The following is a 25,552-nucleotide window of genomic DNA, read 5'->3' on the forward strand; positions in this document are numbered from 1 at the left end:
CATCCTGAGCGCAGCGAAGGACCTTATCACGTTCGAATAAGTTGTTCTTCCGTGATAAGGTCCTTCGCTGCGCTCAGGATGACAGACGAATAACAAACGCAGCAGCCCAATTACCCCGCCAGCGCCCGCATCTTCTCGTTCTGGGCCCGAATGCGCTGGCACAGCATCCGCAGGATGTTGCGCAGCACCTCGCCGCGCTCCTCCATCACGTCGTAGAAATCTTCCTGGTCGATACGGAAAGCCAGCACCTCGCTCAGGGCCGCCGCTGTGGCCGAGCGGGGCTCGGCATCGAGCAGGGCCAGCTCGCCGAAAAAGTCGCCCGGCCCGAAGGTGGCCAGCTGCTGCGGGCCATTAAAAACGCCAACCTGCCCGTCGTGCACGATGAAAAGCGAGGTGCCGAGGTCGCCCTTGGCAAAAATCTCCTCGCCCTCGCGGAAGGTCACTTCCTTCATAATGGGCACGATGCTGCTCAGCACGTTTTCGGGCGTGGTGGCAAACAAGGCAGTGCTTTTCAGCACCATCACCCGCTCCAGCGCGAAAATACGGGTTTCGGAAGTAGCGGGGGCGTGGCTCATGTCGAGGGGAAGATGAAGGGCGGCAAGCGCAATGCCCTGCCGTACGGCTAATGCCTGAGCCGCTACGGCGGCACTTTCGCGTAGCAGGAGGTAGGGCGAAGTGCAGTAGGGGCGAAGCATGTCGAGCGCATCGGGCTCGATGGGTTGCCAGTGGCGCAGGGCCTGGCTCAGCGTCCAGGACGTGAAGGCGGTGTGGCCGTGGCGCAGCAGCAGCGTCGGCAGCGGCTCGGGCGTTGGCAGCGGGGCGTAGTGCTGCGTATGCGGCGGCGGCGCTACGGCGCTGCCGGCTGCCGCTGCCGCCCCCATCGGCACCAGGCTGTGGCGATGCTGAACCGGCGCTGGCACTGCCGTGAGGCTGGCAAACAACCGGGCCTTGTCCGCCACCGGCGAGTCGTCGAGCAGCGCCTGCAGGCCCTGGTAGATGGGCCTGGGAATAAGGTTGTCGAGGATTTCGAGGGCGTTGGCCTGGCGCTCGCGGGCGGCGTGGGCCACGTTGCGCTGGGCCGTGGCCACCAGCTCGGTATCGTAGAGCTGAGCCAACAGGCCAAATACGCGCTGGTGCAGCAGCGTCAGCTCATAGTCGACGGCAGCGGCCAGGGCCGGGCGGCCGTCGGCCACCACACCCTGCAGCAGCTGCGCGGCCAGGCTAAACTCTTCGCGCAGCAGGTGCTCAAACGTGGTCCGGTCGGCGGTGCGGGCCGGGAAACGGCGCAGCGCCCGCAGCGCCACCCCGCGCGAAAACAGGTGCGGATGACGGGCCAGCTCCACCAGCACGGCGCGGCTGGCAGCGGTGTCGAGGCGTTCGAGCACGGTGGATAGGCGCTGGGGGTGAGCGGGCTCGGCCTCGCGCAGCAGGGCTTCGCGCAGTAGCGGCACCACGGCCGGGCCCAGCGCCACGAGGCTATCGGCCGCCACGGCCCAGCGGTGCTTGTCGTCGAGGGCCGCCAGTAGGTGGTGGGCCAGCTCAATATGCCCCACCGTGCCGATGGCACGGAGCGCCGCTTGCGCAACCTTGGGTGCGGGATTGGCCAGCTGGCGCTCAATTAATTCGTGTTGGACCTCCAGCGGGAAAAGGGGCAATAAGGCCAGCGCCGCCAGGTCGGCGGTGGGGCCGGGGTTGCTCTCGGCGTTGGGCAGCAGCAGGTAGAGGCTGTGGCGGGCGGCTTCGTGCCGGGCATCGGCTTCGAGGCTGCCCCGAATGGCGCCCTGACGGGCGGCCAGGTCGGCGCCGGCCAGCAGCGCGGCCACGGCCGGTGCGTCGGGGATGGCGACGGCGAGCTGGCGGGCGGCGGCTTCGCGCACGGCGGCGGCGGGGTCGCGCAGGGCCAGGGCCTGGAGGGCTTCGGCGGGCAGCGGATGAGCTTCAGGAGTGGCGAGCAAAGCCAGCCGGACCCGCTCGTCGGGGTGTTCGAGCAGGCGCGGGGCGTGTTCGGGCAATGACTTGGGCTCGTGCCGGCGTAGCCAGGCCACGGCATTCAGCACTTCGGTGGGGTGGGGGCTGAGCAGGTGGGCCAGCACCACGTGGCGGGCCGCGTCGGGCAGGGCCAGGTCGGCGGTTTCGGCGAAGCGGCGGCCCAGGCCTTCCTTCAATTCGGCCAGATAATTCAGGTAGGTGCGGCGCAGAAACAGCAGCGCCAACACCAGCAGCGCGCCCATCCAGAAAAAAGGCAGGCCGCCATCGAGCAGGCCCGACGAGCGCAATGCGAAGAATAACACGCCCGTGAGGGCCATGCCCACCGGCTCGTAAAAACCCTTGGCCAGCGTGTGGGCGGCCAGCCGCTGCGGTGGCGCCAGCGGCTGAAACAGCACCAGAAACACGGGGTCGAACACGGTGCGGCGCAGCACTTCGAGCAGCAAATACAGCCCGCAGTAGAAGGCCAGCTGCCCGGTTTGCGAGTAGCCGCTGGCCACTTTGTAGCCGCCGAACACGGCCAGCGCCACCAGCGCCACCACCGGCAGCAGCCGCAGCGACCACTGTACGCCGTAACGCTCCAGCGCCTGCCGGCTCACCAGCAGCTTCACGAACGTGCCCGCCAAGTACGTGGCGGCCAATATCCAGCCCACCGACTGCATCACGTCTTCCGAATCGTGAAACTTGTGCTTCACGTTCAGGAAAAACATGTATTCCACCGCCGTAATCACGCCCGCGATGGTCACCAGGCTCAGGCACATGGCCAGCACCAGTTGGCTGCCGCCAAAGAGCTGCTGCACCAGTTTCTTCTGGGGCCGGGCCACGGCCCGCACCGGCCGCGCCGTGGCTTCCACCACGTGCGAGCTGAGCGTAGCGCGCAGCGTGAACAACGCCCCCAGGTAGGCCACAAACGACACGCCCAGCAGCACCGGCAGCTGCGCGTCGCCATGAATCAGGGCCGCCAGCACGGCACCCAGGGCCTTGGCCGGCATGTCGCCCGAACTGATGATGCTGAACAGACGCTTGCTCTGCCGCACATCAAACACCACCGCCGAAATGCCCCAGAATTCGAGGTTCGTCAATAAATAAATGACCCGGTAGCCGGCCATGATGGCCACAGCCGCCGCCACCGAGTGGCCCACAGCCACCAGCACGCCCAGCACGCCCACCAGCGCCACCGTGGCCAGCAGCACGCGTACGGCCAGCTTTTTCAGCAGGTAATGGTGCTCGAAATAAGTGTACACCTTGCTCACGGCCATCATGGCCAGCGCGCCAAAAATGTAGCCCAGCGGCAGGCTGTGCTCGGGGTTGTGCTCGAGCAGCAGCACGTTGGCCGCCACGTACACCAGCACCGAGCCGATGCCGAGCAGGAAATTGTGCAGCAAAAACAGCCCCACGGTGCGGGTTTCGCTGGCTTTGATGCCGAACAGGTTTTGCAGAGAAGCGGCCGAAATCATGCGGAAAGGGGGCCGGCCCAGGCGGCCCGGCCGTAGCCAAAGATACACGGGAGGCCCGTAGCGCGGACTTTTGGTCCGCGCGTGTCGGTATCCGACCGACTCGGCTTTTTATTTCTCGACTCGCGGACTAAAAGTCCCTCCGGGTACGACCGCGCTACAACTGCTACAGCATTATCCGCTCCGCTATTGGCTGCCGAGTAGCTGTGTTCAGCCCTTTAAACTCAATGTATTTCACATTCGGCACCCAGAACGTGCCGCCCTCAATGCGCAAAAACACGCGCTCCAGTTGAATCTGCTTGCCGCTGATAGTGGTATAAACGTGGAGCGCCTTGTCCGTCGGCGAGCGCAGCAGGAAAAACCGGACCTTGCTGTAGGCCGCGAATTTCAATTCGTACTTATCGGTCGCCAGCTTTTCGGCCGTGAGGCCGTAGGCAAACTTGCGCTGAATGAAATTCAACTCCTTGCGCTCGCCGTGCTCGTCGTAGCGCAGCCAGAACACATTCACGGGCTCATCCTCGTTGAGATGGCCGGCGCGGTTCACGTTCAGCTGGTAGATGACGGTGTTGGTGTTCGGGTCGCGCTGCAGGTAGAACAGCTGGTTGCTCACCCCGCTGGGCACCGGGAAAACGGTGGCCGGTTTCGGGGCCGGCGGCAGGACGAAGAGCAGATTGAAAAGTAGCAGAAAGGTCGTTGCCGACATTGTTTTTGAGGGAGTGAATGGGCCCGCAAAGGTACGCCTGCCTGTAGCGCGGACTCTGCGAGTCCGCGCTACTTCATTTGCCGGAACTTCCGCTGCATTACCTCCTGCACCGGTACGCCGGAAATCTTGCTTTCCAGCCACGACACAATGTCCAGATACAGAAACGGCCGGCCCTCGTAAGGCATCGCGGCAATGACAATCAGCTTGTCGCGCAGCCGGATGAATGCCTCGCGCACCTCGTGCGGCGCAATGCTGCCCACCGTGCGCAAGAACCGGAAAATCTCGACCTGCATGGGCTGCTGGTCGTCCATCTTGCCCAGGAAATGGTACACCGAACGAATCTGATAGTCGAGGCTGGCGTCGTCGCCGGCTTCGTAGTGCGCAATCAAATTCAGGATGCGGGCGAAGCACTGCAGGTCTTCGCGCAGGCTCAGCTCCTTGTGCTGAATAATCAGGTTCAGGTATTCGATGGATTTGACGAATTCGCCGCTGCCGAAATAGAGGCTGGCGATTTTGTAGTAGAGCACCAGCGTGCGGTGCAGGTCGAGTTGCGACTTGTAGCGCTCCAGCTGCTCCAGCAGGTCGGGGATGATTTCCAGGCCTTCGGTGAAGCGCCCTTCGAGGAAATAAGCGTTGATGCGGTTGGTGAAAAGGTACTGGAAAAGCAGGATTTCGGTGTTCGGGCTACTGCGGCGCGTCTGGTTGGCGGCAAACTCTTCGAGGGTGTTCAATACCTGCTTGAATTTGCTGTAGTAGAGTAAGTTGTAGAGGGAAGCCAATAGGTTATGTAGGCCTTTAATGTAGAGCATGGTTTGTAGCTCCTTCATCTGCGGCGCGGCCTCAAACAAATCCACCCACTTCTGGGCGTAGCGGTAGCCGGCCCGAAAATCCTGGTCGAGCGTGTGGTACCACACGTGGGCCTGGTAGAAATACAGCTTCTCGAAAAAGCCGCCATCGTGGGTAGGTACCGCAGGCATGTGGGTCCGAAAGAACGCCGCGATGCGCTCGTGGTCGGCCCGGTTGCGGGCGTGCCCGGCCTTCAAATACAGCCCGTAGAGGCGCAGCGAGGCGTTGCTGAGCGCGTGTTGGTTGGCCAGGTGGGCCACGGTATCGGTGGCCTCGGCGGTGAGGGTGTCGGCGCGGTCCTTCAGGCTGCGGGTGATGTACTGGCTTTCGATGAGCTTCTCAAAATCGAGGGCCAGCAGCACGATGTGCGGCATTTCGGCCTGGCGGGCGCCCTGCTTCACCTTCTCCAGCATGCGCAGGGCCTGCTGGTAGAAGCCTTTGTTATAAAGCACGCGGGCGTAATCGAGCTGTTCGTGCAGCTGGATATCGGGGTTCTGGCCGGCGTGGTACACGCGCAGGCTGGCCAGCAGCTGCCGGTAGAGGTTGGCCTTGAGGTTGGCCAGCTGCACGCGCTTGAGGCTGGGCACCTGGGCCATCACCGCCGCATCGTCGGCGGTGTCCAGTGCGTCGAGGGCATCGAAGAGCAGCAGAAACTTCAGGTCCTCGCTCGCGCCGGGCCGGCTGGTAAACAGCCGGAAATGGCGCTTTTCGGTCCGCGTCAGGGACTTTATCAGCTGAAAAACGGGCTCCTGGCTCTTGTTAGGCATTGTATGAAGTGATAAATCAAGTAATTGATAGATAGATGATTGGTTGATAAAAATCGGCTTTTGGAAATAGTATAACTTCCAAAATCGTGGTTTTGCAGCGCTGGCGCGGAGGCCTTCTTGCCAACCTATTCACAACCGCAGCCCACCGATTCCGGGCGATTATCGCATGCCAACCCAGCAAATTCAAATCTTCGATACCACGCTCCGCGACGGCGAACAGGTGCCGGGCTGCAAGCTAAACCGCGACGAGAAACTGCTCATCGCCCGGCAGCTCGAAGAACTCGGCGTCGACGTCATCGAGGCCGGCTTTCCGGTATCCAGCCCCGGCGATTTTGCCGCCGTGCAAGCCATCGCCGCCCAAACCCGCGAAGCCACGGTATGTGGCCTTTCCCGGGCCGTCGAAAACGACATTCGCGTGGCCGCCGAGGCCCTGCGGCCCGCGCGCTACCCGCGCATTCACACCGGTATCGGTACCTCCGATGTCCACATTCAGCACAAGCTCTGCACCACCCGCGAAGACGTGCTGGCCCGCGCCATTGCGGCTGTGAAGCTGGCCAAAAGCTTCGTGGAGGACGTGGAATTCTACGCCGAAGACGCCGGCCGCACCGACAACGAATTCCTGGCCCGCGTGTGCGAGGCGGCCATCCAGGCCGGCGCTACCGTCCTCAACATCCCCGACACCACCGGCTACTGCCTGCCGCAGGAATACGGCGCCAAAATCAAATTTCTGCACGAAAACGTGCGCGGCATTCACACCGTGCGGCTCTCCACGCATTGCCACAACGACCTCGGGCTGGCCACCGCCAACTCCATTGCCGGCGTGATGAACGGCGCCCGCCAGATTGAATGCACGATAAACGGCGTGGGCGAGCGCGCCGGCAACACCGCCCTCGAAGAAGTGGTGATGATTCTGCGCCAGCACCCTTACCTCGACCTCGACACCCGCATCAACACCCGCCTGCTGGCCGAAACCTCGGCCATCGTATCGCACCTGATGACCATGCCCGTGCAGCCCAACAAGGCCATTGTGGGCGCCAATGCCTTCTCGCACAGCAGCGGCATCCACCAGGACGGCATCATCAAGCACCGCGAAACTTACGAAATCATCGACCCCAAAGAAGTCGGCGTGGCCGATTCGTCCATCGTGCTCACGGCCCGCTCCGGCCGCGCTGCCCTGGCCTACCGCTTGCAGAAGCTGGGCTACGATTTCGAAAAGCCCGAACTGAACAAAGCCTACGCCAGCTTCCTGCAGCTCGCCGACCGCCAGCGCGAAGTGGTTGACAAAGATTTGCACCAACTGGTCGAACAGGAAAAACTTGTTGCTGCTAACTAAAAATTAACATTATGACTGTTGTTGAAACGCATTATACCAGCCTCGCGGCTTCCCCCGAAAACCACCAGCCCGAACAACCGGCATCGCTCCCCCAGCGCTGCGCCGATTGGATTAGCTACGCCGTCGCCGTGATTCAGCAAGCCGCACCCACGGCCGCCGATTTCGTCCCAGCGGAAGCCTGAACGATGTAGAGACGCGACACTTCGCGTCTCGGCGTTGAACGACCGTCGAACGATACCACCCCCGTTTTCCCCTCCAAAACCACCCCACGCCGAGACGCGAAGTGTCGCGTCTCTACACCCCACCCCAATGCCTAAGTCCTTATTCGATAAAATCTGGGAGGCCCACGTGGTGAAAACTGCGCCCGGCGGCCTGGATATCGTGTATATCGACCGGCACCTCATCCACGAGGTGACCAGCCCGCAGGCGTTCGACGAGCTCGAAGCCCGCAACCTGCCGCTGTTCCGCCCGGCGCGCATCCTCGCCACGGCCGACCACAACGTGCCCACCCGCAACCAGCACCTGCCCATTGAGGAGCCGCTGAGCCGCTCGCAGGTAGATAAGCTGACCGTCAACTGCGCCAAGCATGGCGTTGAATTGTATGGCCTCGGCCACGCCCGCCAGGGCATCGTGCACGTCATCGGGCCGGAGCTGGGCCTCACGCTGCCCGGCACCACCATCGTGTGCGGCGACAGCCACACGTCCACGCACGGCGCGTTTGGCGCGGTGGCCTTCGGCATCGGCACCAGCCAGGTGGCGCAGGTGATGGCCACGCAATGCCTGCTGCTCAGCCGCCCCCAGCGCATGCGCATTTCGGTGGACGGCGCGCTGCGGCCGGGCGTCACGGCCAAAGACCTGATTTTGTATGTGATTTCGCAGCTTGGCACCGGCGGGGCCACCGGCTATTTTGTGGAGTATGCGGGCAGCGCCGTGCGCGCCCTCAGCATGGAAGGCCGCATGACGGTCTGCAACATGAGCATCGAAATGGGGGCCCGCGGCGGTCTCATCGCACCGGATGAAACGACCTTCGCCTATGTAAAAGGCCGGCCCTACGCGCCCAAAGAAGCCGCCTGGGACCAGGCCGTAGCCTACTGGAAAACGCTGTTTTCAGACGAGGAAACCGTTTTCGATGCCGAGCACCGCTTCGATGCGGCGGCAATCACGCCGATGATAACCTACGGCACCAACCCCGGTATGGGCATCGCGCTGAACGGCCACATCCCCAGCGAAGTGCCGGCCAGCGAGGTCGAGAGTTTTGATAAGTCGCTGCAGTACATGGGGTTTCAACGGGGCGAGTCGTTGCTGGGCAAGGAAATCAACTACGTTTTCATCGGCAGCTGCACCAACTCCCGCATTGAGGATTTGCGGGCGGTGGCGGCCTACGTGCAAGGCAAGCAGAAGGCCAGGCACGTCGAGGCCATCATCGTGCCCGGCTCGAAGCAGGTGGAGCAGCAGGCCATTGCCGAAGGGCTGGACCGGATTCTGGCCGACGCCGGCTTCGAGCTGCGCGAACCGGGGTGCAGCGCCTGCCTGGCCATGAACGAGGATAAAATTCCCGCCGACGCCTACTGCGTGGCGACGTCGAACCGCAACTTCGAGGGGCGGCAGGGGCCGGGTTCGCGCACGCTGCTGGCGAGCCCGCTGGTGGCGGCCATCACGGCCGTGCAGGGCCGGATTGTGGATATCACGCAGTATTTGAATTAATTGACGGTCATGCAGAGCGCAGCGAAGCATCTCGCGTGCTTAAACTAATTACTCCCCCAAGCGAGATGCTTCGCTGCGCTCTGCATGACGTTCTAACCCCCAATGGAAAAATTCCAAACCCTGCATTCCGCCGCCGTGCCGCTGCCGCTCGAAAACATCGACACGGACCAGATTATTCCGGCCCGCTTTCTGAAGGCGACCACGCGCGAAGGCTTCGGCGAAAACCTGTTCCGCGACTGGCGCTACCACACCGATGGCACGCCGAAGCCCGACTTCGTCCTCAACGATGCGTGCTATGCCGGTCAGATTCTGTTGGCGGGCAAGAATTTTGGTTGTGGTTCGAGCCGCGAGCACGCGGCCTGGGCGCTCTACGACGCCGGTTTTCGGGTGGTGATTTCGAGCTACTTCGCCGATATTTTCCGGGGCAACGCGCTGAATACCGGCTTGCTGCCGCTGCAAGTAACCGATGCGGAGCTGGCCCGCTTGTTTACCCTGGCGGAGAGGGACGGCGACACCCAGTTCGTGGTGAACCTGCCCGAGCAGACGCTGCACGTGCCCGCCACCGGCGACAGCTTCCACTTCGACATCGACGCCTACAAAAAGGAGTGCCTGATTAATGGCTACGACGACATTGACTATTTGGTGAGCCAGAAGCCCGCCATCGAAACCTACGAACAAAACCGACCCTGGACCTGGGAAACAAAATGGTAAGCAAGAAGATAGCCGTGTTGCCCGGCGATGGCATCGGGCCCGAAGTGTGCCGGCAGGCCGTGAAAGTGCTCGAAGCCGTGGCCGACCGGTTCGACCACCATTTCGACCTCAGCTCGCACCTGATGGGCGCCTGCGCCATCGACGCCACCGGCAACCCGCTGCCCGACGAGACCCTCGAAGCCTGCCGCGCCGCCGATGCCGTGCTGCTCGGCGCCATTGGCGACCCCAAATACGACCACGACCCCAGCGCCCGGGTGCGCCCCGAACAGGGCCTGCTGCGCCTGCGCCAGGAATTGGGCTTGTTCGCCAACATCCGCCCCGTCAGGGCCTACGACGTGCTGCTGGCCCATTCGCCGCTCAAAAAAGAACGCATTCAGGGCACCGACATGGTCATTTTCCGCGAGCTGACCGGCGGCATTTACTTCGGCGAAAAGGGCCGCACCGCCGACGGCGAAGGCGCCTACGACCATTGTACCTACAGCCGGCCCGAGATTGAGCGCATCGCGCACCTGGCCTTCCGCGCCGCCGCCGGCCGCCGCCGCAAACTGACTTTAGTCGACAAAGCCAATGTGCTGGAAACCTCCCGCCTCTGGCGCGAAGTAGTGCGCGAAATGGCCGCCCAGTACCCCGAAATAACCGTGGACTACCTGTTTGTGGACAACGCGGCCATGCAGGTTATTCTCAGTCCCACGCAGTTCGACGTAATTCTGACCGAAAACATGTTCGGCGACATTATTTCGGACGAAGCATCGGTCATTGCCGGCTCGCTGGGCCTGCTGCCTTCGGCCTCGGTGGGAGAGGCGGTGGCCCTGTTCGAGCCCATTCACGGGTCCTATCCGCAGGCCAAAGGCAAGGGCATTGCCAACCCGGTTGCCGCCATTCTATCCGTGGCCCTGCTGCTGGAGCATCTGGAGCTGGATGCCGAGGCTGCTCTGGTGCGCGAGGCCGTAGACGAGGCCCTGAACAACGGCATCCTGACGCCTGAGCTCAGCCCCACCGCGCCCTACACCACCGAGGAAGTGGGGAATTACATCGCCTTCTGGATTGCCGACTCCCGCGAGCAGCAGTGGAACAGAGTGAATGTGGAAATCGGCACCAGCACGATTATCTGACGGGCAATGACCGGCTGAAAAAACCTTGGCCGTGCGGGCGGCAGGGCCATCCGGCCGGCCTGAGCTCCGCGCGGATGCAGCGGGCGGCGCCCGCGCAAGGGCTATAGTACCAGATGGGGGTGGCAGGTAGCAGCGGCAAAAAAGCCGTGGAAAGACGCCGCCGTTGCGGCCTACCGGAATCGATTACGGAAAGAAATCGCAGATTTTCCTTTCAGAACCGGGTTTTTTGGCGGAACATTACTTTCCCATAGCTTCGCCAGGCCCTTGCCCGGGGCCGGGCCACGCTGCCGAACTCCCAACCATCTGCTTAATGAACAAGCTCGCGACGATTGATTACATCGTTTTCTTCACCTACTTCATCATCGTAGCCGGCTACGGCATCTGGATTTACCGGCGCAAAACCGGGCACGATGGCACCCTTGAAGGCGATTCGAAAGACTACTTCCTGGCCGAGGGCTCACTCACGTGGTGGGCCATTGGCTCGTCGCTGATTGCGTCCAACATCTCGGCCGAGCAGTTTGTGGGCATGTCGGGCTCGGGCTTCAAGATGGGCCTGGCCATTGCTACCTACGAGTGGATGGCCGCCATCACGCTCATTGTGGTGGCCACGTTCTTCATTCCGGTCTACCTCAAGAACCGCATTTTCACGATGCCGCAGTTCCTGAGCCAGCGCTACAACTCCACGGTGGCCATGATTATGGCCCTGTTCTGGCTGGCGCTCTACGTGGTCGTGAACCTGACCTCGATTCTCTACCTCGGCGCCATTGCCATCAGCAGCATCGCGGGCCTCAACCTCACGTTCTGCCTCTACATGCTGGCTGCCTTTGCCGTATTCATCACGCTGGGCGGCATGAAGGTAATCGGCTTTACGGACGTAATTCAGGTGTTTTTCCTGATTCTGGGTGGCCTGGCTACCACCTACCTGGCTCTGAACCTGGTGGCCGAGCACAACGGCACCAGCGGCGTGGTCAACGGCTTCAACCTGCTGACCTCGCAGGCCGGCGACCACTTCCACATGATTTTCAAGCGCGACAATCCCAACTACATCGACTTGCCGGGGCTTACGGTGCTGCTCGGCGGTATGTGGATTGTGAACCTGAACTACTGGGGCTGCAACCAGTACATCACCCAGCGCGCGCTGGGGGCCGACCTGCCCACGGCCCGCGCCGGCATTTTGTTCGCCGCCTTCCTCAAACTGCTGATGCCCGTGATTGTGGTGCTGCCCGGTATTGCGGCCTACGTGCTCTATAAGCAGGACGTGTTTGGTGCCGCCGAGTTTGGCTCGGGCGCCGATTTGAACCCCGACCGCGCCTACCCGGTGCTGCTCAACATCCTGCCCGTGGGCCTGAAAGGCTTGTCGTTTGCCGCCCTCACGGCCGCCGTGGTGGCCTCGCTGGCCGGCAAAGCCAACTCGATTGCGACCATCTTCACGCTCGACGTGTACAAGAAAGTCATCAACCCCGAGGCCTCGGAAAAGACGCTGGTAGCCACTGGCAAAATCGCTGTGGTGGTGGCCATGATTCTGGGCGTGCTGATTGCGCCGCACCTGGGCATCGACAAAAAAGGCGGTTTCCAGTACATTCAGGAATACACGGGCTTCGTGTCGCCGGGCATTTTTGCCATGTTCATCCTGGGCTTTTTCTGGAAGCGGACGACTTCGACGGCGGCCCTGTTTGCCACCATCGGCGGCTTCCTGCTGTCGGTGATGTTCAAGTTCCTGCCCAACTACGCCGACCTCTCGGGCCTGGCTCCCTACGGCTTCGCCGTGAAAAATGCCGAGGGCGTGTACGAAATTCCCTTCCTCGACCGCATGGGCTTCGTGTTCGTCATCTGCATCGTGGCCATGCTCATCATCAGCATTTTCGAGACGAGCCGCGGCGTGAAAACCAACGGCCTGGAAGTCGACCGCAGCATGTTCCGGCCGCAGCCCAGCTTCCTGGCCGGCGTGGCGGCTATTCTGGTCATCATCACCACGCTCTACACCGTTTACTGGTAGGCGGAAATGCCTTAGGAAGAGACGCATACTTGCGCCTCGTCGTTGAACACCGTTCTGACGACGAGGCGCAAGTATGCGTCTCTACTGCTTTAATCCCAAACCCGCTCCTGATGAAACTATTGCGCTACGGCCCGGCCGGCCACGAAAAGCCCGGTATTCTGCTCGCTGGGCAGCGCCACGACGTGGCCGCGTTTGGCGAGGACTACGACGAGCAATTCTTTGCCACCGATGGCCTGGCGCGGCTGGCCGCATTTGTGCAGGAGCAGGCCGGCCAGCTGCCCGTGGTGGCCGATGCCGAGCGCCTCGGCCCGCCCATTGCGCGCCCATCCAAAATCGTGTGCGTGGGCCTGAACTACTCCGACCACGCCGACGAAATGGGCCTGGGCCACCCCGCCGAGCCGGTTTTCTTTCTGAAAGCCACCTCGGCCCTGGCTGGCCCGAATGACGACATCGTCATCCCGCGCGGTTCGGAGAAAACCGATTGGGAAGTGGAACTGGCCGTAGTCATCGGCCGGCGCGCCGCCTACGTAACGGAGGCCGACGCACTAAGCTACGTGGCCGGCTACGTGCTGCACCACGACGTATCGGAACGCGCCTTCCAGCTGGAGCGCGGCGGCACCTGGGACAAGGGCAAGGGCTGCGACACTTTCGCGCCGCTCGGCCCCTGGCTCGTCACGCCCGACGAAATCCCGGATTCTACTGAACACGGCCCCGGACACCTGCGCCTCTGGCTCACGGTGAACGGCGAGCCCAGGCAGGATGGCAACACCGCCAACCTCATTTTTGGGCTGCCGTTTCTGATTTCCTACGTCAGCCAGTTTATGACCCTGCTGCCCGGCGACGTGCTCTCGACCGGCACGCCCGCCGGCGTGGGCATGGGCCTGAAGCCGCCGCAGTTTCTACGTCCCGGCGATGTAGTGGAGCTGGGCATTGACGGCCTCGGCAGTGCCCGGCAGGTGTTGCGCGCCTGGGAGCAACCGCGATAATTGACAGACTCCAGGCTGCGCGAATGTCGTGCTTAGGTGGTAGCCGGGGCTACCCGGGGTGCCCGCCACCGCCCGGAGCATATTTTTTCTGAAAGAGAGGCTGCTGGTATGCAATCTATTATTGAATTTGTGCTAGCTTAGGCGCTCAGATGATGTACGCCGACCAACTTTCTTTTACAACGATGACTGCGCGGGCAATTTCTGCCGGGCCACTGCTCCGGCGCGTGAGGGGGTATGGGATGGTGGCTGTGCTGCTGTGGCTGGGGATGAGCCTCGCGCAGGCGCAGCCTGCCCGCCGGCCCACGCCCCGAACTGCCAAACCTGGCCGGCCAGCGGCGGGTGTGGCGGCAGCCGCGGCCCCGGCGCCCGTGTTGTTTCCGGAAGAAATGGCGGTGCCTTCGGTGTGGCAGCCCGACCTCGGCGACGGCACCTACCAAAACCCGGTGCTGAACGCCGATTACTCGGACCCCGACGTGGTGCGCGTGGGCAACGACTACTACCTCACGGCCTCCAGCTTCAGCAGCCTGCCGGGCCTGCCCATTCTGCACTCGAAAGACCTGGTGAACTGGACCTTGCTGGGCAATGCCCTGCCCGAGTTGCCGGCTGCCTTCCGGCTGCCGCAGCCGGGCAATGGCGTGTGGGCCCCGGCCCTGCGCTACCACAACCAGCAGTTTTACCTCTATTACCCCGACCCTGACCGGGGCATTTACGTGACCCGCGCCCGCAACCCCGCCGGCCCCTGGGACGTGCCCGTGCTCATCAAGGAAGCCAAAGGCTGGATTGACCCCTGCCCGCTGTGGGACGAGGACGGCCGCGCCTACCTCGTGCACGCTTTCGCGGGCAGCCGCGCCGGCATCAAAAGCGTGCTGGCCGTGAGCCCGATGACGCCCGACGGCCTGCACCTGACGGGCGATGATGCCCTGGTGTTTGATGGCCACGCGGCTCACCCGACCATTGAGGGGCCCAAACTGTACAAGCGGCGCGGCTACTACTACATTTTCGCCCCGGCCGGCGGCGTGCCCACCGGCTGGCAAACGGTGCTTCGTTCCAAAAACGTGTTTGGCCCCTACGAGCCGCGCATTGTGATGGACCAGGGCAAAACCGCCATCAACGGCCCGCACCAAGGCGCGTGGGTCGATACGCCCGACGGGCAGGAGGACTGGTTTCTGCATTTCCAGGACCGTGGGCCCTACGGCCGGGTGGTGCACTTGCAGCCGATGGCCTGGAAAAACGATTGGCCCATCATCGGCACCGACCCCGACGGCGACGGGCGCGGCCAGCCGGTGCTGCGCTACCGCAAGCCCCGCGTGCCGGGGCCGCCCGTGCCGCCCACCGCGCCGCCGACTTCGGATGAATTCGACGGCATAGCCTTGGGGCCGCAGTGGCAGTGGCCGGCCAACCCGCAGTCGGGCTGGGCGCTGCCCAACGGCCCGCAAGGCTACCTGCGCCTCTACGCCCAAACCCTGCCCACCGACTTCAAAAACTATAGCCAGATACCCAGCCGCCTGCTGCAAAAGCTGCCCGCCGAAACTTTCACCGCTACCGCCAAACTCACCTTCGCGCCCCGTGCCGACGGCGAGCAGGTGGGGTTGCTAATGGATGGCCTCGACTACGCCTACCTGGCCGTGAGCAGCCAGAACGGCCGCTGGAACATTGCCCAGGCCACCTGCCGCAACGCCGACCAGCTCACCCTCGAAACCAGCACCGTACCCATCACCCTCGACGCGCCGGCGAAAGGCGTCATCTACCTGCGGGTGCAGGTGCGCGCCGGGGCCCGCTGCCGCTTCAGCTACAGCCTCGATGGAAATACTTTTGAGGAAATAGGGGAGGAGTTCCCAGCCCGCGAGGGCCGCTGGATTGGCGCTAAAATGGGTGTGTTCTGCAGCCGCGTGGGCCGCACCAATGATGCTGGCTACGCCGACGTGGACTGGTGGCGCGTGGCGCCTTAATTGGTTGTCAGTCTGCGCGTAGCTCGAGTAACTCGTTTTGCCAGCGCAGTTGCTCGGCCGTAATCGGGTAGGAAATCTGCTGCCGGATGGTTTCGCGCACGGCCTCAAACAGCCCCATGTAGTTGCCGGGCGCGGCGGCATCGGGTGTGCTGAGCAACTGGCCCTCGGCCGTGGCCAGCGTAAGCAAGCCTTCCTGGCCGGGCTGCTCGCGGCCATAGTCGGGTGCGGTGGGGGCGAGGCCGGCCAGCAGCTGGGTTTCCTGCGGGTCGGTGCGGTGCTTCTGGTAGCTACCTTGCGTGCCGTGCAGCACGTAGGCCGGGCCCGGGGCGGCCACCAGCAGGCTCGACGTCAGCCACACGTTCAGGCCGCGCGGGTAGCGCAGGTGCAGGCTGAAAAAGTCGTCGACCCGCGAGCCGGGGCGGTTGCTGCCCAGGGTTTTGTGCGCGCTCAGGGGCTGGCCGAATAAGCTGACGGCCTGGTCGATGAGGTGCGGGCCCAAGTCGGCGAGCAGGCCCGCGCCGGGGCCGGGTTCCTCCTTGAATTTCTTGACGTTGAGGGCGGGCTTGTAGCGGTCGAACCGGAAATGTGCTTCGAGCAGCTGGCCCAACTGGCCGCTCTCCACCACGCGGCGCACGGCGCCGAAGTCGCTGTCCCAGCGGCGGTTCTGGTAGGCCAGCAGGTGGCGGCCCTGCTGGCGGGCCAGGGCCAGCAGCTCGTCGAGCTGAGCGACCGAGGTAGCCACCGGCTTTTCGATGAGCACGTGCTTACCGGCGCGCAGGGCCTGGCTGGCCAGCTCGAAATGGGTGGCGCTGGGCGTGTTCACCACCACCAGCTCCACGGTGGTGTCGGCCAGCAGCTCGGCCACGCTGCGGAAGCTGCGAATGCCGGGGTAGTCGTGCGCCATGCGCGCCTCGGTGCGCTCCAGCACGGCGTAGAGCTCGAAGCCCGGGTGCGCCGCCAGAAACGGGGCCTGAAAAAGTTTGCCCGACATGCCGTAGGCCAGCAGCGCGGTGCGAATGGGAGTAACAGCCATGCCCGCAAGATAGCGCCACCACCGGCTGCGGCCGCCGGCAAAGTGGCACAATGCGGGGTTGTGCAAAAAGGACGTAAGAAGGAAAATTGTTGACAATCAAAGGGTATTGAGCCGTCGGCCCGCATATTGCTAAATTGCTTTTTTGATTCTGCCTAACTTGTACCGGGTTTATTTTCGGTGGGCCGTGGGCACTATCCTCGGCGTTAAGCGTTTGGGAGGTAATACTCCCGGCCGCCGCGCCCGCCGTCCCGTCCGGATTTATTGCCGTGTATCGACATTCTATGAAGCAAATCGTAACGATGATGTGCGTTTTCCTGGGCCTGCTGAGTGGCAGCGCCGGAACCGTGCACGCCCAAACCAAGCCCGCGCCTGCTACCCCGGCGGCCGCGGCCGCGGCCACTGCGCCACGCTACCAGCCCGGCAAGCTTTCGACCGACCCGCTCCAGTACATTTCCGACGTGCAGGCCATGATGGCCAGCACCAACAACGCCGGCGCGCGCGTCATTGCGGCCCGGCTCAAAGAGCTTTGGGGTTCCAATAGCCTCACGGCGTCGCAGCAGGCGCGCATTGTGGCCATTTCGCAAACCATGCTGGCCAAGAAATTTCGGCCCCGGCCGCACTTCGAAACGCTGTTTAATGCGCTGGTGAACGGTAAAATGCGCGCCAAGCTGAGCGACCAGCAGATGGACCAGTTTCTGGACGTGCTGACGCAGACCCTCGCCAACGAGGCCCCCGAAGAAGCCGACCGTTTTCTGGCCAGCTCCAACCGCTTCTTCAACGGCGGCTACCTCTACCGCACCGGCTACAACACGCTGCGCGCCGTGAACGGCACCATTTCGTTTGCCTACACGCCGCTGGCCGTGCCGCAGTCGAACCTGGAATTTGGCGCCAGCGCGCCGGCTCCCAAAGAAGCGCCGCTGCCGGCCGCGCCCAAACCCGTGGCCAAAAAGCCCGTGGCGGCCGCCGCCAAGCCGGCTGCCAAACCCGCGCCCAAAAAGAAGAAAGCCAGCAGCGACGGCTGGGACACGGCCGACCTGTGGTCGTCGCCCTCCAACAGCGGCTGGGGCGACGACGACGGTTGGGGTGCGCCCGTGAAGAAAAAACCCGCGCCCGCCAAAAAGCCCGTGGCCAAAACAACTGCCAAACCCGCTGCCGCGACGCCCGCCTCCGCTGCCGCGCCGGTGGCCAAAGCCTCGGATTTTGACCAGCCAGCGGCTTTCACGCCTTCGGCGCTGCCCTACGACGAGTACACGCCGCCGCCCGTGCGCGGGCCGGTGCTAAAAGTGGAAAACGCCGACATGTTCATGGCGACCGGCGGCGACTCGGTGTTCATCAAGAAAGTGAGCGGGTCGGCCGTCTTCAACAGCCACCGTTTTGTGGCTACGAGCGGGCAGTTTGTGTGGTCCATTCGCACCAATCTGGTGACGGCGGACATGGGGCCGTTCGACTTCGACATGACCAAGCCCGAGTTCACGGCTCAGCCCGTGACCGTGACGTATCCCTTTCTGCTCGAAGCGCCGGTGAAGGGCGCGCTCAGCTACAAGAGCGTGCGCCGCAAGCCCGGCCAGGTCGATACCGGCTACCCGCGCTTCATCTCGCTCACCAACGATGCCCGCATCAAAAACCTGGGCCAGAACATTCAGTACCGCGGGGGCTTGTCGATGGCCGGTTTCAAGGTGCTGAGCGCGGCGCTGGACGGCTCGCTGTCGAACCTGACGGTGAGCCTGGACGGCAAGCCCAAGTTCCGGGCGTCGTCGCGGGCCTACGTGCTGGGCGACTCCGTGATTACGGCCAGCCGGGCCGGCATCACCATTTATGAGGGGGCGAAGGACTCAATTACGCACCCCGGCGTGACGCTGAAGTACCTCAAAAGCCAGCAGCAGCTGAAGCTGGCGCGCGAGGAGGGCCTCTACAAGAACACGCCCTACAGCGACTCCTACCACCAGCTCGAAATCCGGACCGAGGCCCTGAACTGGGACTTGCGCAAGTCGGCGCTCGATTTTGCGGTGCTCTCGGCCAAAAACCAGCAGTCGGCCGATTTTGAAAGCAAGGAGTTCTTCACCAACGACCGGTACCAGCAGCTCAAGAGCATCAACCGCCTGCACCCGTTGCAGATGCTGGTGGGCTACAGCCAGACCCACGGCAACCTAAAAGCCGTGAACGTGAGCAACCTGGCCACCGACCTGGGCACCAGCGAGGCCAACATGCGCAGCGCCATGTCGGGCCTGGCCCGCGACGGCTACGTGGCCTGGAACCCCCAAACCGGCGAAGTCACCATTCTGCCCAAAGGCACGCACTACGTGGCCTCGGCCCGCGACAAGAAGGACTACGACCACATCGCCATCAAGTCACTGTCAGGCTCGGGCAAAAACGCCACGCTCAACCTGAATACCAACGAATTGACGGTGCGCGGCGTGCAGCGCTTCAATTTTTCCGACGACTCGGCCACGGTGTACGTGAAGCCCGACAGCGCCATCATCCGCATCGGGCAGGACCGCAACATCACCTTCGGCGGCACGGTGGTGGCCTCGGCCATGCGCTTCAAGGGGCGCGATTTCAAGTTTGACTATAAGGGGTTCTACGTCGACATGGCCAAGATTGACTCCATTGTCATTCGCAGCGAAACCAAGGATAAAAAGGGGCGTCCCACCGGCAAGAAGGCTGATTTCGCCCTCACCAACCGGGGCAAGGTGAGCACCGGCCGCCTCTACATCAACGACCCCAAAAACAAGTCGGCCCGTAAGAAAATGGGCCAGTACCCGGCCTTCGACTCGAAGAGCGGGGCCAACGTGTACTTCCGCAAGCAGGACGTGCTGGGCGGGGCTTACGACTCGACGCTGGTGTTCGACATTCCGCCTTTCAAGCTCGATTCGCTGAACGGGCTGAGCAAGTCGGCAGCCGGTTTCGAGGGCACGTTCCGCAGCGGTGGCATCATTCCCGATATCAAAACCAAGCTCACGCTGCAGGAAGACGGCGCCCTGGGCTTCGCCTACGACGTGCCCAAAGACGGCTTTCCGCTGTATAAGGGTAAGGGCCGCGTGTTCGACAAGGTGCGCATGGACGGGCGCGGCCTGCAGGCCGACGGCATGGTGACGTACCAGACCGGGACCTTTAATTCCGACAGCTTCGTACTCTACCGCGACTCGGTGGTGGCCGTGGGCACGATGGGCAACGTGGCGGCCAAGCACACCGACGGCGTGGATATTCCGAAGATGGCCCTGCCGCGCGGCTACATCATGAATTGGAAAGTGAAACAGGATTCGATGTTCCTGACCACGCCGCCCGGCTCCGATGCCCCCATTCGCCTGTACTCGAAGGGCGATGCCAAATCCAAGACGGTGACAGCCTATAACTTTAAGGGCACGGCGCTGCTCACGCCGACTTCGGCCGGCGGCGACGGACGCCTCGACGGGCCACAGTCCTACATCAAGTCGCCCGAGTTCACGTTTAAGTCTGATAGCTACTCGGGCCGGCACGCCACGCTCAACGTGAAGTCGGCCGAGGCCAACAAGCCGGCGCTGTCGGCCAACGAAGTCGAATTTGACTACAACCTGAAGAATGGCTACGCCGATTTCAAGCGCGAGAAGGACAGCAAGGCGAGCATCGATTTGCCGTACTCGAAGTTCCGCACCACACTCAGCGGTGGGCACTGGGACTTCAAGAAGAAGGAGGTGCGCCTGCGCGTAGCCCCGGGCAACGACTCGACCAAGTCGTACTTCTACGCCACCAACTCCAACCAGCTGGGCCTGAAATTCAAGGCGTCCAATGGTATCTACGACCTGGCCAGGTACCAGATGAAGGTGGGTGGTGTGCCCTACATTGCCGCCGCCGATGCCTGGATTATCCCCGACTCGGGCCATGTGAACATTCTGGCGGCCGGCCGCCTGCAGCGCCTGCGCAATGCGGGCGTGGTGCTCGATTCGCTGGCCAAGTTCCACAAGCTGTACAACGGCAACATCGACGTGCTGTCGAAGGAGTCGTTTGCTGGTACCGGGGAGTACATTTTCAAAACCGCCCACGACTCAGTGGCGCTGCGCTTCGGCAGCTTCGGGCCCGACCAGGCGGCCGTGATGGCCGGCAAAGGCAAGAAGTTTAAGCGCGACGAATCGGGCGCGGCCATCGGCTCCGAAAACGGCACCGCCGAAGGCCCGGCCACCGTGGCCACGGCCGTGGTGAGCAGTGCCAGCAAGTTTCAGCTCACGCCGCGCATCGGCTACCGCGGCAACGTGGAGCTGAACTCGCGCCGCCGGGGCTTCGCCTTCACGGGCGAAGTGCAACTGCAGTTTGGCAAAAACCGCAACCTGGCCCAGTGGGTGGCAGTGAAGGACTCCATCGACCCGAAAAACTTCAGCCTGAACCTGAACGACGTGAAGGCTGAAGACGGCGCGCCGTTGCTGACCGGCATTTTCCTGTCGGACCAGACCGATGCGCTCTACCCGCTGTATGCGGCAGCGGTGCCCAACTCCACCGACCTCACGGTGTTCAAAGTGGACGGCAAGCTGAGCTACGACCAGGCCAAGGAGGTGTACACGATTTCGCGCAACGACCCAGCCGACGCCAACGCCTACGAAGGCTCGGCACTGACTTATACCGACGCCACCAATACCCTCAACTTCCACGGCCCGATGAGCTTCATCGGCGATGGAGTGAAAGACTTCAAAATGGTCGGGGCCGGCATCGGCACGGCCAACCCCGACAGTGCCCGCTACACCGTGGAAACGCTGCTGGGCATTGACGTGACCCTGCCGCCGAAGGCCCTCGACCTGATGGCCAACGAACTGGCCAAAACCACCAAGAACCTGCCCGAAGCCCAGACCGGCTCGACCAACGAGCTATATAACCTGGCCCAGTTCATTGGCAACAAGGGCGTGGATGCCTACTCGCAGCGCCGCGGTTTTGCCGACGCGCTGGTGAAGCTCTCGCCCAAGCTGGCCCACACCATTGTGCTGAACCGCGTGAACCTGCGCTGGAACGACAAGCGCCGCGCCTGGTACTCGGTGGGACCGATTGGGATTGCCGGCGTGGGCAAGCAGCCGCTGAACTCGCTGATAAATGGCTACGTGGAAATTCGCCGCGAAAGCGGGGGCGATGTGGTGCAACTGTACCTAGAGGCCGATGCCACGAGTTGGTACTACTTCAAGTTTGCCAACAACCTGCTGCTGGTGAAGTCGCAGAACGAGGACTTTGACGGTGAAATTGCCGCCAAGGCCAAGGGCGAGTACGAAACGGCCACCAGCTACGGGGCTTTCCTGGGTGACTTTGCCGACGTGGACAACTTCCGTCAGCACTTCCAGAAGGACTTCCTCGGTATCAAGCCCAAGCCGCTGGCTCGGGCGAGCAAGCCCGCTGCCGCCGAGCCGGCTTTCGACGAGGTAGCCAACAAGAAGAAAAAGAAGAAGGATGCCGTGGACGAGGCCCTGGCTGACCCCGGCACGCCCGCTCCGGAAACGGCTGCCACGTCATCCAAAAAGAAGAAGAAGGCCAAGGCCGACGACCCCTTCGGCGATGGTGTAATGGAAGACCCAGCCCCGGCCCCCACCAAAAAGGCTGCTGCCCCCGCGCCCACCCCGGCTGCCAAGCCCGCCGCCAAAGCCACGCCGGCCGACAGCACTGCAGCCGCCACCAAGGCCGCCCCCGACAAGGCCCCGGCTACCGGCACGCCCGCCACCGGCGCTGCGCCGGCCAACGAGCCGCCCACACCGGAAACCCCGGTCGATTTCCCCAATGCCCCCGACAAAAAGGAGGCCGCCCGCTTGGCCAAGGAGGCCGAAAAGCAGAAAAAGGAAGAGGAGCGACTGAAAAAGGAGGAAGAAAAAAAGAAGAAGGAAGAAGAGAAACAGAAAAAGAAAGCCGGCTCCGACCCCTTCGGCGACAGCTAGAAACTCAGCTACTTCAACCGTTCCCGGCCCGAACCCCGAACGTCATGCTGAGCGAAGCCGAAGCATCTCTACTGCAGTAGCAGTCCCAATCATGAGGGTTGGTATTGCGGTGGAGATGCTTCGACTTCGCTCGGCATGACGTTCTTTATTGCCCCAACCCCCCGACACTTCAGAACCCACTCCGTTCATGCCCATCCTCTACATCCTGCTGGCGCTGCTGGCCGCCTACCTGCTTGGTTCTATTCCCACGGCCTTGTGGGTGGGCCGGCGCTTTTTCAACCTGGCCGATATCCGGGAGCACGGCTCGGGTAACGCCGGGGCCACCAACACTTTCCGGGTGCTGGGGCCGAAGGCGGGCAGCTTCGTGCTCTTTGTGGATGCGCTGAAAGGCTTTGTAGCGGCGTTTTTCCTGCCGCAGTGGCTGGTGGCGCAAGGGGCCATTGCGCCCGAGCACGAGCTGTACTACCGCCTGGCCTGTGGGGCGCTGGCCGTGGTGGGGCACATCTACCCGGTGTTTGCGCAGTTTCGGGGCGGCAAGGGCGTGGCCACCATCCTGGGCATGATGCTGGGCGTGGCCCCGGCCACGGTGGGCGTGTGCATTCTCGTCTTCATCGTCATGCTATTAATATTCCGCTTCGTGAGCCTGGCCAGCATGACGGCGGGCGTTACGTTCGCGCTGCTGCAGTTGCTGCCGCAGTTCCGGCCGGCGCAGCCGTTTCTGGTGTACGTGGGCTTCGGGCTGGCCGCGCTGCTGATTTACACCCACCGCGCCAACATCGGCCGCCTGCGCAGCGGCACCGAAAGCCGCGTGCCCATGCCGTGGGAACGCAAAAAATAGGCGCCAAGCATGGGGGCCGGCTAAGCAATGAGTGGGGGAAACAGCAGCGCCAGCGTGGCTGTAACCTTTGGCGGCGAGCGTAGGTAAAATCTGCTGTTTTTCTCCACTTCCCGCTTTAACCGCCCCCATCATGAAGCATTCATTTGCCTGGGTTGCGCTGCTGCTGCTGTGGCTCAGCGCCTGCTCTCCAGCCGTGACCGTCGAACAACAGGCCGGCACCAATTTCGCCAATTACCGCACCTACGCCTGGGCCGATACCGAGGTGAAAACCCAGGGCGACCAGAACCCGCTGCTGCGCAGCTCCATCGCGCAGACCAATATTCAGCAGGCCATCGAAGGCGAGCTGAGCAAGCGCGGCCTGCGCCGCGTCGACGACAACCCCGATTTCTACCTCACCACCCACCTCTACGTGGAGCAGGCCGAGCGCACCGTGAGCGACCCGCCGCCCGCCGGCTTTGCTTACCCCTACGCCGTGCGCTACCGCGGGGCCCTGCTGCCCGTGAACTACGGCTACTGGTACTCGCCGGCCTACTACCGCACCTCGCACGTGGAGCGCTACCGCGAAGGCACGCTGGTGTTAGACTTCATCGACGCCCGCACCAACAACCTGGTGTGGCGCGGCTCGATGGCCGACCCCGTCGACGACCCCGCCCGCCTGGGCCCGCAGTTTGCCGAAGCCGCCAAGGACATTCTGGAGAAATTCCCCAAGGGCAAAACGGGCTCCTGAGCCCGCTGGCCTGCTACGCACAACGCCCGGTCGTATTGGCCGGGCGTTGTTGTGTAGGGTGATGTGCTAGGAGTTGGGTAGGGGCCGGCAGGTGGAATCCCGGTAGCGCCCCTACACAATCGCCTTGCCCTCTTCCATGTCCTTTTCCACCAGCGCCTTGCGCTTGCCCACAATGTAGCGCAGACCCTTGTCGTAGCTGATGTAGCTCCACGTCCATTGCAGCAGCACCATGAGGCGGTTGCGGAAGCTCACCAGTGAGATGACGTGCACCACGCCCCAGGCCAGCCAGGCCAGCAGGCCGCTGAGGTGATATTCCTTACCGAAGAGCTTGATGTCGGCCACGGCGTGGTTGCGGCCGATGGTAGCCATCGCGCCCTTGTCATGGTACTGAAACCGCTCGGCCAACTGCCCGCCCAGCCAGCGCTTGAGGTTGTCGCCCAGCAGCCGGCCCTGCTGAATGGCGGGCTGCGCCACCATGGGGTGGCCCTCGGGGTAGTCGGCCGTTTTCATGGCCGCGATGTCGCCGATGGCAAACACGTTGTCGTAGCCCGTCACGCGGCTGTATTCGTCCACAGCGTAGCGGTTGCCGGGCAGCAGGCAGTCGGCCCGCAGGCCCTGAATGGGCGCGCCCGTTACGCCCGCCGCCCAAATGACGGTGCGCGACACGAACTGCTGGCCGGTATTGAGCGTGACGGTATAGCCGTCGTACGACTTCACCCGCGCCTCCAGCCACACCTGCACCCCAAACTCGCGCAACGACTCCAGCGCCTTCTGCGAGGCGTTGGCCGACATGCCCTTCAGCAGCACCGGCCCGCTTTGCACCAGGTGGATGTCCATTTCCTTGAAGTCGAGCTCGCGGTAGTCCTTCGGGAACACGTGGGTGCGCAGCTCGCTCAGCGCGCCCGCAATTTCGACGCCGGTGGGGCCGCCGCCCACAATCACGAAGTCGAGCAGGCTGTTGATTTGCTCGTAGTCGCCGAGCTGCAGGGCCTGCTCGAAGTTGGAAAGCACCGTGTTGCGCAGCTCAATGGCCTCCTCCACGCTCTTGATGGCAATAGAATTTTTCTCCATCGCCTTATCGCCAAAGTAGTTGGGCTCAGCCCCGGTGGCCAGTACCAGGAAGTCGTAGCGCAGCAGCCCGATGGTGGTTTCCACCACCTGCTTCTCGGTATCGACGGCCTGCACCTCGGCCAGCCGGAAGTAGAAATTCTCCTGCTGGCTCAGGATTTTGCGAAACGGCGACACGATGTCGCCCTCATCCAGGCCCGCGGTGGCCACCTGGTACAGCAGCGGCTGGAATGTGTGGTAGTTCTGCTTATCGAGCAGCACCACCTGCACGGGCGCATCGGCCAGGCTTTTGGCCAGCTCCAGGCCACCAAAGCCGCCGCCCACAATCACCACCCGCGGCTTGCCGAGGTCATCAATTTTCGTTAAGCCTTCCATGCCGTAAAGATGCGAAGCCGGTTAGTGGCTCCTGCGGCCTGCTTACCCGTTTTGGGCCGGTGGGGTTGTGCGGCACGGCCGGCGC

Annotated in this window: 16 protein-coding genes; 11 read left to right on the forward strand and 5 right to left on the reverse strand. The window is 63.1% G+C overall.

Features of this window, described 5'->3' with window-relative positions; translation table 11 throughout:
* Positions 1 to 110: 110 nt before the first annotated feature.
* The 3 genes from MON38_RS21265 to MON38_RS21275 form a co-directional block, all read right to left on the reverse strand.
* Complete coding sequence (locus MON38_RS21265) at positions 111 to 3,443, reverse strand: cyclic nucleotide-binding domain-containing protein (RefSeq protein ID WP_241938174.1); 3,333 nt, start codon at positions 3,441 to 3,443, stop codon at positions 111 to 113.
* A gap of 163 nt (positions 3,444 to 3,606) precedes the next feature.
* On the reverse strand, positions 3,607 to 4,143 hold the full coding sequence (locus MON38_RS21270) for a DUF4833 domain-containing protein (RefSeq protein ID WP_241938175.1): 537 nt from the start codon (positions 4,141 to 4,143) through the stop codon (positions 3,607 to 3,609).
* Between the two features lie 68 nt (positions 4,144 to 4,211).
* On the reverse strand, positions 4,212 to 5,756 hold the full coding sequence (locus tag MON38_RS21275; protein ID WP_241938176.1) for a hypothetical protein: 1,545 nt from the start codon (positions 5,754 to 5,756) through the stop codon (positions 4,212 to 4,214).
* A 166-nt stretch (positions 5,757 to 5,922) separates the two neighbouring features.
* Here MON38_RS21275 and MON38_RS21280 point away from each other — a divergent pair, with 166 nt between their 5' ends.
* The 8 genes from MON38_RS21280 (at position 5,923) to MON38_RS21315 (ending at position 15,547) form a co-directional block, all read left to right on the forward strand.
* Positions 5,923 to 7,089: a 2-isopropylmalate synthase gene (locus MON38_RS21280; RefSeq protein WP_241938177.1), complete on the forward strand. Its 1,167-nt coding sequence runs from the start codon at positions 5,923 to 5,925 to the stop codon at positions 7,087 to 7,089.
* Between the two features lie 11 nt (positions 7,090 to 7,100).
* Positions 7,101 to 7,271 (forward strand): hypothetical protein, encoded by a 171-nt coding sequence (locus MON38_RS21285; RefSeq protein ID WP_241938178.1) that lies wholly within the window; start codon positions 7,101 to 7,103, stop codon positions 7,269 to 7,271.
* A gap of 127 nt (positions 7,272 to 7,398) precedes the next feature.
* Positions 7,399 to 8,793, forward strand: a complete 1,395-nt coding sequence (gene leuC, locus MON38_RS21290) for a 3-isopropylmalate dehydratase large subunit (protein ID WP_241938179.1) — start codon at positions 7,399 to 7,401, stop codon at positions 8,791 to 8,793.
* Positions 8,794 to 8,895: 102 nt separating this feature from the next.
* The gene (leuD, locus tag MON38_RS21295) at positions 8,896 to 9,504 is read left to right on the forward strand and encodes a 3-isopropylmalate dehydratase small subunit (RefSeq protein ID WP_241938180.1); all 609 of its coding nucleotides are present in this window, start codon (positions 8,896 to 8,898) and stop codon (positions 9,502 to 9,504) included.
* Positions 9,498 to 10,616: a 3-isopropylmalate dehydrogenase gene (gene leuB / locus MON38_RS21300; protein WP_241938181.1), complete on the forward strand. Its 1,119-nt coding sequence runs from the start codon at positions 9,498 to 9,500 to the stop codon at positions 10,614 to 10,616. Before leuD ends, leuB begins: the two co-directional genes overlap by 7 nt.
* Before the next feature lie 310 nt (positions 10,617 to 10,926).
* Positions 10,927 to 12,612, forward strand: coding sequence for a sodium/sugar symporter (locus MON38_RS21305; RefSeq protein WP_241938182.1), 1,686 nt, complete (start codon positions 10,927 to 10,929; stop codon positions 12,610 to 12,612).
* Positions 12,613 to 12,722: 110 nt separating this feature from the next.
* Positions 12,723 to 13,598 carry a fumarylacetoacetate hydrolase family protein gene (locus tag MON38_RS21310; RefSeq protein WP_241938183.1) on the forward strand — a complete coding sequence of 292 codons (876 nt, stop codon included), beginning with the start codon at positions 12,723 to 12,725 and terminating at the stop codon, positions 13,596 to 13,598.
* A 182-nt stretch (positions 13,599 to 13,780) separates the two neighbouring features.
* Positions 13,781 to 15,547, forward strand: coding sequence for a glycoside hydrolase family 43 protein (locus tag MON38_RS21315; RefSeq protein ID WP_241938184.1), 1,767 nt, complete (start codon positions 13,781 to 13,783; stop codon positions 15,545 to 15,547).
* A 7-nt stretch (positions 15,548 to 15,554) separates the two neighbouring features.
* Here the strand turns inward: MON38_RS21315 and MON38_RS21320 are convergent, their stop codons facing one another.
* A complete protein-coding gene (locus MON38_RS21320; RefSeq protein WP_241938185.1) occupies positions 15,555 to 16,580 on the reverse strand; it encodes a Gfo/Idh/MocA family oxidoreductase in 1,026 nt (341 codons plus the stop codon).
* A 281-nt stretch (positions 16,581 to 16,861) separates the two neighbouring features.
* Between MON38_RS21320 and MON38_RS21325 the strand changes: the two genes are divergently transcribed.
* From MON38_RS21325 to MON38_RS21335, 3 genes are all read left to right on the forward strand, one after another.
* The gene (locus MON38_RS21325; RefSeq protein WP_241938186.1) at positions 16,862 to 22,459 is read left to right on the forward strand and encodes a hypothetical protein; all 5,598 of its coding nucleotides are present in this window, start codon (positions 16,862 to 16,864) and stop codon (positions 22,457 to 22,459) included.
* A gap of 187 nt (positions 22,460 to 22,646) precedes the next feature.
* Entirely contained in the window at positions 22,647 to 23,297 is a 651-nt protein-coding gene (gene plsY / locus MON38_RS21330) for a glycerol-3-phosphate 1-O-acyltransferase PlsY (protein WP_241938187.1), read from the forward strand.
* Positions 23,298 to 23,427: 130 nt separating this feature from the next.
* A complete protein-coding gene (locus tag MON38_RS21335; RefSeq protein ID WP_241938188.1) occupies positions 23,428 to 24,024 on the forward strand; it encodes a DUF4136 domain-containing protein in 597 nt (198 codons plus the stop codon).
* 111 nt (positions 24,025 to 24,135) lie between these two features.
* On the opposite strand, the gene MON38_RS21340 is transcribed toward MON38_RS21335, so the two are convergent.
* Positions 24,136 to 25,467 (reverse strand): NAD(P)/FAD-dependent oxidoreductase, encoded by a 1,332-nt coding sequence (locus MON38_RS21340; RefSeq protein WP_241938189.1) that lies wholly within the window; start codon positions 25,465 to 25,467, stop codon positions 24,136 to 24,138.
* Between the last annotated feature and the right edge of the window lie 85 nt (positions 25,468 to 25,552).

It is taken from the genome of Hymenobacter cyanobacteriorum (assembly GCF_022631375.1).
In the GTDB taxonomy this organism is placed as follows: Bacteria; Bacteroidota; Bacteroidia; order Cytophagales; family Hymenobacteraceae; genus Hymenobacter; species Hymenobacter cyanobacteriorum.